Consider the following 14,194-nt stretch of genomic DNA (forward strand, 5'->3'; position numbering starts at 1 on the left):
TTTACTACACTCTACCGGATGACACATTGTTTAGCGGACTGATTCAAGGGGCAAGGCATGAAGATCGGCGTACCGAAGGAAATCAAGAACCATGAATACCGGGTAGGGATGACCCCTGCGGCGGTGCATGAACTGTGCAGCCATGGCCATCGTGTTTATGTGGAAAAGGACGCCGGGGCCGCCATCGGCTTCACTGACGATGATTATACGAAAGCGGGAGCTGCGATCCTTGAGAACGGTGCCGCCGTATTCGAGGCGGCAGAAATGATCGTCAAGGTCAAAGAGCCCCAGGCCAGTGAAAGGGCGTTGCTGACGTTGGATCACATCCTGTTCACCTATCTGCACCTGGCGCCGGATCAGGCCCAGACCGACGATCTGGTGAAATCAGGTGCTACCTGTATCGCTTATGAAACTGTTACTGATAGCCACGGAAGACTGCCGTTGCTGGCACCCATGTCGGAAGTGGCAGGGCGGATGTCGATTCAGGCAGGGGCACATTGCCTGGAAAAATCACTGGGTGGCCGGGGTGTCCTTCTGGGTGGCGTGCCCGGCGTCAGCCCGGCTCGGGTAACGGTCATCGGCGGTGGTGTGGTCGGGCAGAATGCAGTGGCCATGGCCATCGGGCTGGGCGCCCAGGTGACCGTGCTGGACCGGAATATGGATGTGCTGAGGAACCTGGACCATCTCTATGGCAATCGCATCAGCACCCTGTTCTCCACAGCCGCAACCCTTGATGAGGCAGTGACCGAAGCCGACCTGGTCATTGGCGGTGTGCTGATCCCAGGCGCGTCTGCGCCCAAACTGGTCACCCGTGATATGGTCAGCCGAATGCCCGAGGGCAGTGTTATCGTGGATGTGGCCATTGATCAGGGCGGTTGTACAGAAACCTCCAGACCCACCACCCATGACGCTCCCACCTACGTGGTGGATGGTGTGGTGCACTACTGCGTTGCCAACATGCCGGGCGCGGTAGCCAGGACCTCAACCCTGGCCCTGAACAATGTAACCTTGCCATTCATTGCCGCACTGGCCAATAAGGGGCCCGAGCAGGCAATGAAAGACGACCATCACCTGCGCAATGGGCTTAATGCCTACCGGGGCAAGGTGACCTTCCGCGAGGTGGCAGAAGCCACTGGCTACGATTTTACAGCCCCTGAATCCCTACTGGGCCAGTAACCCCTTTAAGACAAGGAGATTTCATGAAACTGATCGGTTCTACCACATCCCCCTATGTCCGGCGTATCCGCCTGCTGTTGGGTAATAGCGACTACGAGTTTGTGAATCTGGACATTTATGGCGAGGACAGGAACGAGCTCCGGCGTAACAACCCGGCGCTGAAAATTCCCATGCTGATTGATGGTGACCAGGAGGTTTATGACTCCAGGGTGATCGCCCGTTACATCAGCGAGAAGCAGGGACTGGAGCCGTTAAGCTGGGACCAGGAGAACCAGCTGACGCTTATCGATGCCGCCAACGACTCTGCTGTGATTCTTCTGCTTTCGGCCCGGTCGGGGATCGACACCAGTGAGAATCTGATGTTTTTCAACCTCCAGCGTGAGCGCATCATGATGACCATGCGGACCTTGGCGGCCATGGTTGACGAGGGCCAGTTCAGCCAGTGGAATTACCCGGCCATCTGCCTGTATAGCCTGGTGGACTGGGTGGATTTCCGTGATCTGGTGGATTTCTCCGGCATTGAGAGCCTTCTCAGCTTTCGGGATCGCCATCGCAACGATGAACTGATTGGCGCCACGGATCCGAGAAAATCGTAATAATTCGGCGGGCCGGGCCACGCCGGGCCCGCCTTCCTCCCTGAAAAATTAAGTTAAAATTAAGTTCCCCTCAAGGTTGCAGAACCTATCTATCGAAATTATCTTTGATCACTACTTAATCATTTAAGTTCGTGTGCATTCAAAGTGCAGCCGGCAAATATGATTGAGGAATGGTGACAGCTTGAGGCACGTGTGAGGCCTCTGATTCATTGATGTTATAACAGAAGTTATCTGGATCGGAGTTTGTTATCACATAACTTAATGCATTAAGTTGCGGCTCAATGCTGTATGAAAATGAGACCTTACAAAAACAAGACGAGGTTCCAACAATGAGTTTTCGTATCACATCATGCCATCGTCCGTTGGCGGCGGCAGTCGCCCTGGCTCTGTTTTCAGGCTTGCCCGTTGGTGCACAAGCCCAGGAAAGCGTGGAAGACCGCCTGTCAGCCCTGGAACAGCAGTTGGCAGAGGTAGAACCCCATGCCCGGGGTGAAGAGGGCTTCTCCTTCAATACCTACGCACGTTCCGGGCTGCTACTGAACAACGAAGGCAAGAGCGCGCCCGGTGGCCCCTATCTCACACCGGCCGGTTCTGTCGGCGGGGCGGTTGGCCGGCTGGGTAACGAGCCGGACACCTACCTGGAAGCCATCCTCAATTACAAGACCGTGGCCGATAACGGTACAAAGGCCCATTACCGCCTGATGATCGCCGACTCCACCACCTCCAGCAATGACTGGACCTCGGATGACGGTGCCCTGAACGTTCGTCAGGCCTATGTGGAATTCAGTAATCTGGCGGGCTTTACCGGTATTTTCGAGAACGCTTCGATCTGGGCCGGCAAACGCTTTGATCGGGACAACTTCGACATCCACTGGCTCGACAGTGACTTTGTGTTCCTGGCAGGTACCGGGGCCGGACTCTACGATGTCACCTTCAGCGACTCGGTACGTTCGAATTTCTCACTCTACGGCCGCAGCTTCCTGGATTTTCCGTCCGACCCTGACACCACCGAAGGCACCTCGGACACTGACAACCTGATCCTTACGGCCAACAACTACTTTGGCAATGTCCAGTGGATGATCAACGGCATGTCTGCAGCGGACAACGATGAGCGTGTTGTCGGTGGCGTGACGGAAGCCGCCGAGACCGGTGTGAACACCATGCTGGCCTATCACGGCGACAGCTTCTTCGGAGTCTCCGACGGCAACTTCAAGGTGGCACTGTTGCACGGACAGGGCCTGGGTGCCGAGGTCAAGAACATCGGCGCGGATGGCAACCTGTACGAAGACGCCGTCAGTACACGAGTGGCTGTCTACGGTACCACCCGGTTGAGCGACAGCTGGCGCCTTGCCCCGATGATCATGGCGGAAACCAGCAAGGACCGTTATCTGGATGGTGATGAGTACCAGTGGCTCACCTTCAATACCCGCTTGGCCAATGAACTGGGGGCCAACTTCGAAATGCAGTACGAGGCCTCCTGGCAGGTGATGGATCTGGATACCCAGGGCTATGAGGGCCGGGCTGATGTTGATGGCGACTACGCCCGTTTCACCATTGCACCGACCTTCAAACCACAGGTCGGTGGCTTCTGGAACCGCCCGGAGATCCGCATGTTTGCCAGCTACTCTACCTGGGACGATGAACTTAACCGTTATGACGGCGGTGATGCCCTCGGCCAGGAAGATTTTGGCGGCAGCCAGTGGACCTTTGGTACCCAGATGGAAATCTGGTTCTGATACTCACAACAACAAGATGAGGTAAGCACCATGTTCAGATCTCTTGGATTTCAGTGGATTCTGGGCGGCCTGGTCGCCAGTGTGCTGGCCGGGGGCCTGCAGGCCAAGACCATCACCATTTCCTGCGGTGCCGTGGGCGCAGAAAAGCAGCTCTGTGAGGAAGGCACCCGGGCGTGGTCGGAGCAAACCGGCCACGAGGTCAAGGTGGTCTCCACCCCCAATTCAGCCACCGAGCGCCTGTCGCTTTACCAGCAGTTGTTCGCCGCCCGTTCCGGTGACGTCGACGTGTTCCAGATTGATGTGGTCTGGCCGGGCATGCTGGCCAGTCACCTGGTGGACCTGTCGGAGTACACCGACGGGGCGGAAAGCGGGCACTTTGATGCGCTGGTGGAGAACAACACCGTGGATGGCAGCCTGGTAGCCATGCCCTGGTTCACCGATGCCGGGGTTCTGTATTACCGCAAGGATCTGCTGGAAAAGTACGACATGAAGGTACCGGAAACCTGGCAGCAGCTGACCACGACCGCGAGGACGGTAATGGCCGGTGAGCGTGAGGCCGGCAATGACCGCTTCTGGGGTTACGTCTGGCAGGGCCGGGCATACGAGGGCCTGACCTGCAATGCGCTGGAGTGGATTGCCAGTTTCAATGGCGGCACCATTGTTAATGGTGAGGGCGAAGTCACCATCAATAATGATCAGGCAGCGAAGGCGCTGGCCCTGGCCAGTACCTGGATTGATGATATATCCCCCCGTAGCGTGCTGAACTACACCGAGGAAGAGGCGAGGGGTGTTTTTCAGTCCGGTAATGCGCTGTACATGCGCAACTGGCCCTACGCCTGGAGCCTTGCCCAGAGTGATGACAGTCCGGTCAAGGGTAAGGTGGGCGTCGTTGCCTTGCCCAAGGGCGGGGATAATGGCCAGCACGCAGGCACCCTGGGTGGCTGGCAGCTGGCGGTCTCGAAGTACTCCGAAAATGTCGACGAAGCCGCTGATCTGGTGCGATTCCTGACCAGTTATGAAGAACAGAAGCGCCGGGCCATCGAGGGTAGTTACAACCCCACCATTCCGGACCTTTATCGCGATGAAGAAGTACTGGCAGCGGTTCCATTCTTTGGCGAACTGTTCGAAACCTTCAAAAATGGTGTTCCGCGGCCCTCTTCCGCGACCGGGGACCAGTATGGGCGGGTCAGCAATGCCTTCTTCAATGCCACCCATGAGGTGCTTGCGGGCAAGGCAGCGCCGGAACAGGCATTGAGCAAACTTGAAGCTCAACTGATGCGGCTCGGACGTCGCGGCTGGTAATGGTCATGGCTGAACCAACCGTCACCTCAGCAAACACGGATGCGGGCGAGCTGTCACTCGCCCGGTCCGTTCCCCCTGCCCGGCGGCATAACAGAGTGCATCGTCAGCGCCTGTTCGCGGCCTGGATGTTCCTGATCCCCATGCTGGTGGTGCTGGCGGCGGTCGCCGGCTGGCCCCTGATGCGCACGATCTGGTTCAGCTTCACCGACGCCAGTTTCTCCGATATCAGCACCTACAGCATGATCGGGTTCGAAAACTACCTGGTATACGACAATGGTGCCTGGTATGGCGTACTGGCGGACCCGAGCTGGTGGCGCGCGGTCTGGAATACGCTGTTCTTCACGGTGGTTTCCGTGGGAGCTGAGACCGTGTTGGGGCTGATTATCGCCCTGACCCTCAATGCCCAGTTCCGGGGCCGTGGCCTGATTCGTGCTGCCACATTGATCCCCTGGGCCATACCCACGATCGTGTCGGCAAAGATGTGGGGCTGGATGCTGCACGACCAGTTCGGGATTATCAATGACTTGCTGATGACCCTGGGTGTCATCGCCGAACCGTTGAACTGGACGGCCAACTCGGATCTGTCCATGTGGGCGGTGATCATGGTGGACGTATGGAAGACCACGCCCTTTATGGCGCTGCTGACACTCGCGGCACTGCAGATGCTGCCATCGGACTGCTACGAGGCAGCAAAGGTGGATGGTATCCACCCGGTGCGGGTGTTCTTCCGCGTCACCCTGCCACTGATCTACCCGGCGCTGATGGTGGCGATCATCTTCCGGGTGCTGGATGCGCTGCGGGTGTTCGACGTGATCTATGTGCTCACCTCCAACAGCGAGGACACCATGTCCATGTCGGTCTATGCCCGTCAGCAACTGGTGGAATTCCAGGACGTGGGTTACGGCTCGGCGGCTTCGACAGTGCTGTTCCTGATCATTGCCCTGCTGACCATTTCCTACCTCTATCTGGGTCGCAAACAGTTCGGAGGTGATGCATGAACCGCAGACTGTTGAAGAAAATCGCAGCCAAAACCGGCTTCGGGCTCCTGCTTGCCGCCATCATGCTGTTCACGGTGTTTCCCTTCTATTACGCCATCGTGACGTCGTTCAAGAGCGGCTCGGAGCTGTTCAGCATCGATTACTGGATAACTTCGTTCAATCTGGAAAATTACCAGGCGGTCCTGGGGCAGAGCTCGTTCGTGTCCAGCATCTGGAACTCGATCCTGGTTTCCACTTCGGCAGTGGCCATCGCCATGCTGTTTGGCCTGACAGCTGCCTATGCCCTGGGGCGGGTTCATTTTCGCGGAAGGGGCACGGTGCTGATGATCGTCCTGGGTGTATCCATGTTTCCACAGGTTGCCGTCCTTTCCGGCCTTTTCGAGGTGATCTGGGCGTTCGATCTCTATAACGATCCCCTGTCTCTGGTGTTCTCTTACACCATCTTCACGCTGCCATTCACGGTATGGGTGTTGACTACCTTCATGCGGCAACTGCCAAAGGAGCTGGAAGAGGCGGCCATTGTGGATGGGGCGTCGCCGGTGGTCACCCTGTTCAAGGTGTTCATACCGCTGATGGGGCCGGCCATGGCCACTACCGGTCTGTTGGCATTTATCGCAGCCTGGAATGAGTTCCTGTTTGCGCTGACCTTCACGCTGACAGACGACCAACGCACGGTTCCGGTGGCTATCGCCCTGATAACCGGTGGCTCCCAGCACGAATTGCCCTGGGGGCACCTAATGGCGGCATCGGTGGTTGTCACCGTACCCCTGGTGGTCCTGGTACTGATTTTCCAACGTCGAATTGTGTCTGGCCTGACGGCTGGCGCAGTCAAAGGTTAACCAAGGAGTTTTTGTATGAGTCAGTCACAGCCCTGGTGGAAGGGTGGCATTATTTACCAGATCTATCCCCGCAGTTTCATGGACAGCAACGGGGACGGTATTGGCGACCTCAAGGGGGCGACCACGAAGCTGCCTTATGTGGCCTCGCTGGGGGTGGATGCCATATGGCTGTCGCCGTTTTTTACCTCGCCAATGAAGGATTTTGGCTACGATGTGTCCGACTACCGGGGCGTGGATCCGCTTTTTGGCACCATGGAGGATTTTCGCGCACTGGTCAGCGAGGCCCATCGGCTGAACCTGAAAGTCATTATTGATCAGGTTATCAGCCATACTTCCGACGCCCATCCCTGGTTTGAGGAGAGCCGGCGCAGCCGGGATAACCCCAAGGCGGACTGGTTTGTCTGGGCCGACCCGAAGCCGGATGGCACGCCGCCCAACAACTGGCTGTCGATCTTCGGGGGCAGCGCCTGGGCCTGGGACACCCGGCGGGGGCAGTATTATCTGCACAATTTCCTGGCCAGCCAGCCGGATCTCAACTTCCATAACCCGGAAGTGCGCCAGGCACAGCTGGATAATATGCGCTTCTGGCTGGACCTGGGGGCGGACGGTTTCCGGCTGGATACGGTCAACTTCTATTTCCATAACCAGAGCCTGGCGGATAACCCGGCGGTACCGGCGGGAGAGAACAAGACCTTTGTGGCCCAGGGCATGAATCCCTACACCTACCAGCGCCATGTCAACGACCTGAGCCAGCCGGAAAACATTGCGTTTCTCAGTGATCTGAGGGCGCTGATGGACGAGTATCCGGAAACCACGCTGGTGGGTGAGATTGGTGACGACAAGCCCCTGGAGCGCATGGCCGAGTACACCGCCGGCAATGACCGCCTCCACATGGCCTACTCTTTCGATCTGCTGTCTGACCGGCACGACCCGGCCTATGTGCGTGATGTGGTGCGCCGCTATCAGGAAGGTCTGGGAGACGGCTGGCCGTGCTGGGCTCTCAGCAACCACGATGTGGTGCGGGTGGTTTCCCGCTGGGCGGATGGCGGTGAGGATCTGCGTCTCTATCCGCGGGTGCTGATGGCACTGTTGCTGACCCTGCGGGGAAGCGTGTCCATGTATCAGGGCGAGGAGCTGGGTCTTCCCGAGGCGTCGGTGCCCTACGAGGAGCTTCAGGATCCATATGGCATCAGCTTCTGGCCGGAATTCCGGGGCCGCGACGGGTGCCGCACGCCGATGGTGTGGGAACCGTCAACCAAGGGTGGGTTTACGTCAGGTAAACCCTGGTTGCCGGTGGATCGCGACCACCTGGAGTTTGCGGTCAGTCGACAGGAAGCGGACCCGGAATCCACCCTCAATGCGGTGCGAACGCTGATTCACTGGCGTCAGCGGCAACCAGCGCTGGTTCGTGGTGACATAACGGTTCTGGATAATAACGGTGATGCCCTGTGCTGGCGCCGCGACACCAGCGAGCAGTCCCTGCTGGTGGCACTGAACCTGACCGGTGAGGAACTGAGGCTACCGTTACCCTGCGCGATCTCCGAACCGCTGGAGGGGCATGGTTTTCACGGCTATCTGAATGGCAACGAACTCGTATTGCCCCCGTATCAGGCATTTTTTGCGGAAACATGAAACATCCGGGCCCGGTCCTTGTACCGGGCTCAACAGAGGAGTCTCCACCATGGCTTGTGTGGAACTGAAAAACATCAATAAAACCTTTGGCAACATTGAAATTATCCCCAGTGTGAACCTGCGGGTCGAAGACGGTGAATTCGTGGTCTTTGTGGGGCCTTCGGGCTGTGGTAAATCCACGCTGTTGCGGCTCATAGCCGGGCTGGAAGATCCCACGGCAGGGGACATCGAGATTGCAGGAAAGGTGGTGACCGACCTGTCTCCGAAGGAGCGAGGCGTGGGCATGGTATTCCAGTCCTATGCGCTCTACCCGCATATGTCGGTATACGAGAACATTGCCTTCGGGCTGAAACTGGACAAGGCCAACAAGGGTAGGGTCCGGGAATGGGTGGAAAAGACCGCGGAGGTGCTCCAGCTGACCAGTCTGCTGCAACGCAAACCCCGTGAACTGTCCGGTGGCCAGCGTCAGCGGGTGGCAATTGGCCGGGCCATGGCCCGGGAACCGCAAATCATGCTGTTTGACGAGCCACTGTCCAACCTGGACGCCAGTCTGCGTGTGCAAATGCGTACGGAAATTGCGAAGCTGCACGACCGGCTACAGTCCACCATGATCTATGTGACCCATGATCAGGTTGAAGCCATGACCCTGGCGGACAAGATCGTCGTGCTGAACGGTGGCCACATAGAGCAGGTTGGCACACCCTATGAACTGTATGAAACCCCTGCCAGTCTGTTCGTGGCGGGATTCATCGGTTCGCCGAAAATGAACCTGATTCCCGCCTCGATAAAGTCAACGAACCCGGGTAGGTCGGTTGATGTTGATGTGTGTGGCATGGGGACGGTGACGGTGGAGCGGGACGCTTCCCACATGGCCGATGGTGCCGCAATGACCGTCGGCCTGAGGCCTGAGCACATCCGCCTGTCGGTTTCGGGACCGGACTCAGGACTGGAAGTGGTGAATGTGGAGTATCTCGGCAACGAGGCGTATGTATACCTGGAAATGCCGGGTATGGACGATCTGGTGGTGGTGCGTGAATCGGTTCCCTGTCAGATCAGGGCCGGCCAGAGGGTTGCCCTGGACGCCGACCCGGAACGCCTCCACGTATTCGATGCCGACGGACACAGCCTGCCGCGCGTGCAGCCGCAAGGGGAAGACGATTCGGTGCAGCAAGCTGCAAGTAACTGAAACACAGGCCAGCAGACAATGGAAACAGCAAACCCTGATAACCGGCCAAGGCGACTGACCGTTAAACTGATGGCTGAAAAGTTGAATGTGTCGACGGCGACCATTTCCAACGCGTTCAACCGCCCGGACCAGCTCTCCGATGCCCGACGTCGATGGATTCTGGAGGAGTGCAAACGCCACGGCTACCTCGGCCCCAATGCCGCCGCACGCAGCCTTCGCACCGGGCGAACCGGTAACGTCGGGGTGATGCTGGCGGATAATCTGGCCTACAGCCTGACCGATCCGGTGGCGAGCGAGTTTCTCCATGGCCTGGCGGAGGTTTTTGACCAGCGGCAGATGAACATGCTGCTGTTATCCGGCCAGGAGGATGATGAGCACCGTAGCCGGGTACAGGAGGCCATGGTGGATGGATTCATTGTTTATGGCTGGCTGAAGAAGGGCCGCACCTATGAGCGCCTGTTACAGCACGGCAAGCAGATGGTTGCCGTGGATTTTGATCTTGAGGGATGCACCTGGGTCAATATCGACAACTACGAGGGGGCACGATGCAGTGCCGAGCATGCTCTGAAAAAACCGCCAGTCAATGTAGCCATCATGGGGCTGCGACTGGTGGATACAGATCGGGTTTGCCGCATCCGTGACCAGGAGTTGTTTAACGAAACCCGTGCCATTTCCGTGCGCAGGCTTCACGGCTATCTGGATGCGCTGAAGGCGGCAGGCCATCACGTGTCCTCGGACAGGATCTGGTCCACGCCCACCAACACCCATCAGGACGCCTACCAGGCTGCCCGCGAGGCGCTGACCAGTTCTCCTCGCCCGGATCTCATGCTGTGCATGAGTGACCGGATTGCCCTGGCGGCTATTCAGGCCGCCTTGCAGATGGGACTGAAGGTGCCAGACGACGTTCGTATTGTAGGCTTCGACGGGATTCCGGAGGGGGCCAACCTGCACCCGTCGCTGACCACCGTGTACCAGCAAAGCGCGGAGAAAGGGCGCACAGCCGCACAGATATTTCTGGGAGAGAAGGAAGACCGGAATGTTTTGCTGCCAACCTGTTTACTGGTGCGGGAGAGCTGTCCATGACCGACGTGCTCTGTTTTGGCGAGGCACTGATTGATATGCGCGGTGAATCGGTTTCCGGGCGCCAGGTCTATATTCCGCAGCCAGGCGGCGCACCCGCCAATGTGGCGGTTGGCGTAGCCAGACTTGGCGGCCGCTCCGGTTTTGTCGGCCAGGTGGGCGCGGATGTATTCGGTAGCGACATCGTAAGGGCAATGGTCGAACACGGCGTTGATGTTTCGCTCACCCGTCAGGCCGCCGAGGCCATGACGGCGTTGGCACTGGTTACCCTTGATCCTGAGGGTGAGCGCAGGTTTGCCTTTTACAGGACTGAAACAGCGGACATGCTCTATGAGTCCGACATGTGCCCGGATGAAGCGCTGCAGCGCGCAGGGATTGTGCATTTTTGCTCGAACACCCTGACCGCGCCGGCCATCCGGGAGACAACCTTCTCGCTGATGCAGCGGGCCAGGCAACACGGCTGCCTGGTCAGTTTTGATGTGAACTATCGGCACCCGCTCTGGCCGGATGGTGAAGCGCCCGCAAGACACATTCTGAAGGCCGCCAAAATGGCGGACATCGTCAAATTCAGCCGGGAGGAGCTGGAAGCCCTGTTTGGCGACGATGCCCGGCTACCCCATAACCTGCAGGCTGACAATGTCCGCCTCCTGCTGGTATCTGATGGAGCAGGGCCGCTAGTTGCCTACACTCCCGCTGGGACGCTTACCCTGCAGCCGCCAGTTATTGAGGCAAAAGATACCACCGCCGCTGGTGATTCATTCGTTGCCGGTTTTCTGTTCATGCTTGGCCGGCACATCGGCGACAACTCGGCTTTTGGAGAGTGGCTGGGGCAGCCGGGCAACCTTGAGGCAGCGCTGGCATTCGCAGCCCGGTGTGGCGCATTTGCTGCCATGCACTATGGTGCGTTCGATGCCCTTCCAACCTTCGACCAGCTACAGCGTCTGGTGCCGGAAACCACCTGAATTTCATGCTCCTGCAGCTTTTCCTTCTGCAATTCTTGACTATAGTTAAGAACAGGCAGGGGCTGATCTGTTCAGTCCTGCAGAGCGTAATTATCCGTGCGAACAACAATATCAACCCAAGGGGGTCGAGATATGCTCCTGAATCACGCGTTTGGCCTGTTTACCCATCCGGATAGTGAGTGGGCGGAAATCCGCAAGGAGCATGCCCCCCCCAGAAGACTCTACGTTGCCTACGTACTGGTCCTGGCAGCCATTGCCCCTATCTGCGCCTATATCTCCACGGCCCACTTTGGCTGGACCGTGGGCAGTGATCGGCTGATCAAATTGACGGAAATCAGTGCCTTTCAGATGAGTGTGCTCACTTATCTGGCGATGCTCGTGGGGGTGTTCGCCCTCGGGTATGCAATTAACTGGATGGCCAAGACCTACGGCGCGCGGGAGGAAGTGGTGCCTTCCAATGGCATTGCACTGGCAGCCTACTCCTGTACGCCGCTATTCCTGGCCGGGTTCGCTCTGCTTTACCCCGTGCCCTGGTTCAATGCCATCGTTTTTCTGGTGGCTGCCGGCTACGGTGCCTGGCTGATGTACGACGGTTTGCCGATCGTCATGGGCATTCCCAAGGATCAGGCGGTCATGTATGCCGGCGCTCTGCTGACGGTGGCGCTGGTGATTCTGGTGTCCACCCGTGTTGGCTCCGTTATCCTCTGGAACTACGGTTTCGGTCCGGTGTTTGTCCAAGGCTAGGGGTATTAACGCCTGTCGCGATTTGCTACTGAAGATGTCGTCATTCGTCATCCTCCTGTTACAAATCCGGTCTACCTTTTACCTGACCAGTAAACAGGGCAGGGACAGGCATGAAACGACTGAGCCGAAGGGACTTTCTGAAAGCATCCGCCATGGGCATGGGTGCAGTGGTAATCTCGACAGGGCTGGCCGGGTGCGTTCTCGACAGCAAAGACAAGCGGGAGATTAGCTTTTCCCAGGGTGTGGCCAGTGGCGATCCGCTTCAGGATGGGGTGGTGCTCTGGACCCGGGCTGTCCCGAACGACAGATCCGGCCGCGATGTGGATATTGCCTGGGAGGTAGCCACGGATTCCGGTTTTCGCGATCTTACCCATTCAGGACGTACCCGCACCTCAGCCAGCCATGATTATACGCTCAAGGTCGACGTTCGTGGCCTGATGCCCGGCCAGCGTTATTATTATCGCTTTCGGACCGCCAGAAATTCCTCCCCTGTCGGTGTTACCCGGACACTGCCGGAAGGTTCAGTCAGCCAGGTAACGCTGGCTGTGGTTTCCTGTTCCAATTACCCCGCCGGTTATTTCAATGTCTATCGTGAAATTGCTGCCCTGGATGATGTGGATGCCCTGGTGCATCTGGGTGATTACATCTACGAGTACAGCAGTGATCCGGGAAGCTATGGTGCCGCCGAGGCTGAATCCATGGGCCGAACCTTCCCCGGGAACAACAATCTGGAACTGATCAGCCTGGAAGACTATCGGCGCCGGTATGCCATCTATCGCAGCGATGACAACCTGAGGGAATTGCACCGCAAGGTGCCGTTCATAGTGGTCTGGGACGACCACGAAGTGGCCAACGATACCTGGAAAAACGGCGCAGAAAACCATGACGACGGGGAAGGTGACTTCAACGACCGCAAGCTCGACGCATTGCGGGCTTACTTCGAATGGATGCCGATCCGACCGGTAACCCAGGGCAACGAGGAAACCATCTTCCGCAGTTTTCGTTTCGGTGACCTGGTCGATCTGCACATGCTGGACACCCGCATTATCGGCCGGGACAAGCAGCTCGCCTACACGGATTACCTGACCCAGGACGGTATTGATGAGGCCAGGTTCGCTGCCGACGTAGGCGACTCCAACCGCACCATGCTGGGCGCGGAACAGCGGCTCTGGCTGGAAACCGCTCTGGCTGGCTCAACAGCCACCTGGCAGGTACTTGGCCAACAGGTGCTTATGGGCCGGATGACCCTGCCGGCCGAACTGCTGGCCGGCATCATCAACCCGGACCCCGAGGTGCTATTGCCGCTATTTGCGGAACTGGCGAACCTCAAGGGCCGGTATCTGGCTGGTGACCCCACCCTGAGCGAAACGGAGATTGCCCGGGTCGAAACGGTACTGCCATACAACCTTGATGCCTGGGATGGTTATTACGTCGAAAGGGAGGTCATTCTGGAGACGGCACGGCAACTGCAGAAGAACCTTGTGGTGCTGGCTGGCGATACACACAACGCCTGGGCAAGCAATCTCAGGACAGCCAGTGGCGACCAGGTCGGTGTGGAGTTTGCCACTGCGGGAGTGTCTTCCCCGGGGCTTGAGGATTACCTGCAGTTACCGGAAGCGGCGGTCCCCGACGCTGAGGCTGCCATCAGGATCCTGGTGGACGATCTGGAGTATCTCAATGTGAATCAGCGGGGCTATATGCTGGTGACTTTCACCCCAGAAGAGGTGAGGGCCGACTGGCGGTTTGTCAGCACCGTCAAGGACCGGGACTACGAGGTAGTCAGCGCCCGCAACGCGGCCCGGAAGATGTTCCCTGGCGACGGCAACCGTTCGTTGGTGGAGGTGACCTGAGCGAAGCGTCGGCAGCCATGATCAATCCGGGCTAATCTTGACCTGAAGCAATCCCTCCGGGCAGTGGTCCGGTTTCAATAGCGGCAGGTACCT

At 58.2% G+C, this 14,194-nt stretch carries 12 protein-coding genes; all 12 read left to right on the forward strand.

What is annotated here, in order from left to right:
- Positions 1 to 57 precede the first annotated feature (57 nt).
- The 12 genes from ald to QPM17_RS07790 all read left to right on the forward strand — a co-directional run bounded on the left by ald (position 58) and on the right by QPM17_RS07790 (position 14,101).
- Positions 58 to 1,176: an alanine dehydrogenase gene (gene ald / locus QPM17_RS07735; RefSeq protein WP_285390079.1), complete on the forward strand. Its 1,119-nt coding sequence runs from the start codon at positions 58 to 60 to the stop codon at positions 1,174 to 1,176.
- Positions 1,177 to 1,199: 23 nt separating this feature from the next.
- The gene (locus QPM17_RS07740) at positions 1,200 to 1,772 is read left to right on the forward strand and encodes a glutathione S-transferase family protein (protein WP_285390080.1); all 573 of its coding nucleotides are present in this window, start codon (positions 1,200 to 1,202) and stop codon (positions 1,770 to 1,772) included.
- Positions 1,773 to 2,101: 329 nt separating this feature from the next.
- The gene (locus QPM17_RS07745) at positions 2,102 to 3,508 is read left to right on the forward strand and encodes a carbohydrate porin (protein WP_285390081.1); all 1,407 of its coding nucleotides are present in this window, start codon (positions 2,102 to 2,104) and stop codon (positions 3,506 to 3,508) included.
- A gap of 30 nt (positions 3,509 to 3,538) precedes the next feature.
- Positions 3,539 to 4,810, forward strand: a complete 1,272-nt coding sequence (locus QPM17_RS07750; RefSeq protein WP_285390082.1) for an ABC transporter substrate-binding protein — start codon at positions 3,539 to 3,541, stop codon at positions 4,808 to 4,810.
- 125 nt (positions 4,811 to 4,935) lie between these two features.
- Positions 4,936 to 5,808, forward strand: a complete 873-nt coding sequence (locus QPM17_RS07755) for a carbohydrate ABC transporter permease (RefSeq protein WP_416332568.1) — start codon at positions 4,936 to 4,938, stop codon at positions 5,806 to 5,808.
- Positions 5,805 to 6,647, forward strand: coding sequence for a carbohydrate ABC transporter permease (locus tag QPM17_RS07760; RefSeq protein WP_285390084.1), 843 nt, complete (start codon positions 5,805 to 5,807; stop codon positions 6,645 to 6,647). The genes QPM17_RS07755 and QPM17_RS07760 overlap by 4 nt, the downstream gene beginning before the upstream one ends.
- Before the next feature lie 15 nt (positions 6,648 to 6,662).
- Complete coding sequence (locus tag QPM17_RS07765; protein WP_285390085.1) at positions 6,663 to 8,279, forward strand: alpha-amylase family glycosyl hydrolase; 1,617 nt, start codon at positions 6,663 to 6,665, stop codon at positions 8,277 to 8,279.
- A gap of 49 nt (positions 8,280 to 8,328) precedes the next feature.
- A complete protein-coding gene (locus tag QPM17_RS07770) occupies positions 8,329 to 9,465 on the forward strand; it encodes an ABC transporter ATP-binding protein (RefSeq protein WP_285390086.1) in 1,137 nt (378 codons plus the stop codon).
- Between the two features lie 18 nt (positions 9,466 to 9,483).
- Positions 9,484 to 10,548 carry a LacI family DNA-binding transcriptional regulator gene (locus tag QPM17_RS07775; RefSeq protein WP_285390087.1) on the forward strand — a complete coding sequence of 355 codons (1,065 nt, stop codon included), beginning with the start codon at positions 9,484 to 9,486 and terminating at the stop codon, positions 10,546 to 10,548.
- Entirely contained in the window at positions 10,545 to 11,507 is a 963-nt protein-coding gene (locus QPM17_RS07780; RefSeq protein WP_285390088.1) for a carbohydrate kinase family protein, read from the forward strand. Before QPM17_RS07775 ends, QPM17_RS07780 begins: the two co-directional genes overlap by 4 nt.
- A gap of 132 nt (positions 11,508 to 11,639) precedes the next feature.
- On the forward strand, positions 11,640 to 12,251 hold the full coding sequence (locus tag QPM17_RS07785; protein ID WP_285390089.1) for a Yip1 family protein: 612 nt from the start codon (positions 11,640 to 11,642) through the stop codon (positions 12,249 to 12,251).
- A 110-nt stretch (positions 12,252 to 12,361) separates the two neighbouring features.
- A complete protein-coding gene (locus QPM17_RS07790) occupies positions 12,362 to 14,101 on the forward strand; it encodes an alkaline phosphatase D family protein (protein ID WP_285390090.1) in 1,740 nt (579 codons plus the stop codon).
- The last annotated feature ends 93 nt before the right edge of the window (positions 14,102 to 14,194 follow it).

Source organism: Marinobacter azerbaijanicus, assembly GCF_030250645.1.
Taxonomy (GTDB): Bacteria; Pseudomonadota; Gammaproteobacteria; order Pseudomonadales; family Oleiphilaceae; genus Marinobacter; species Marinobacter azerbaijanicus.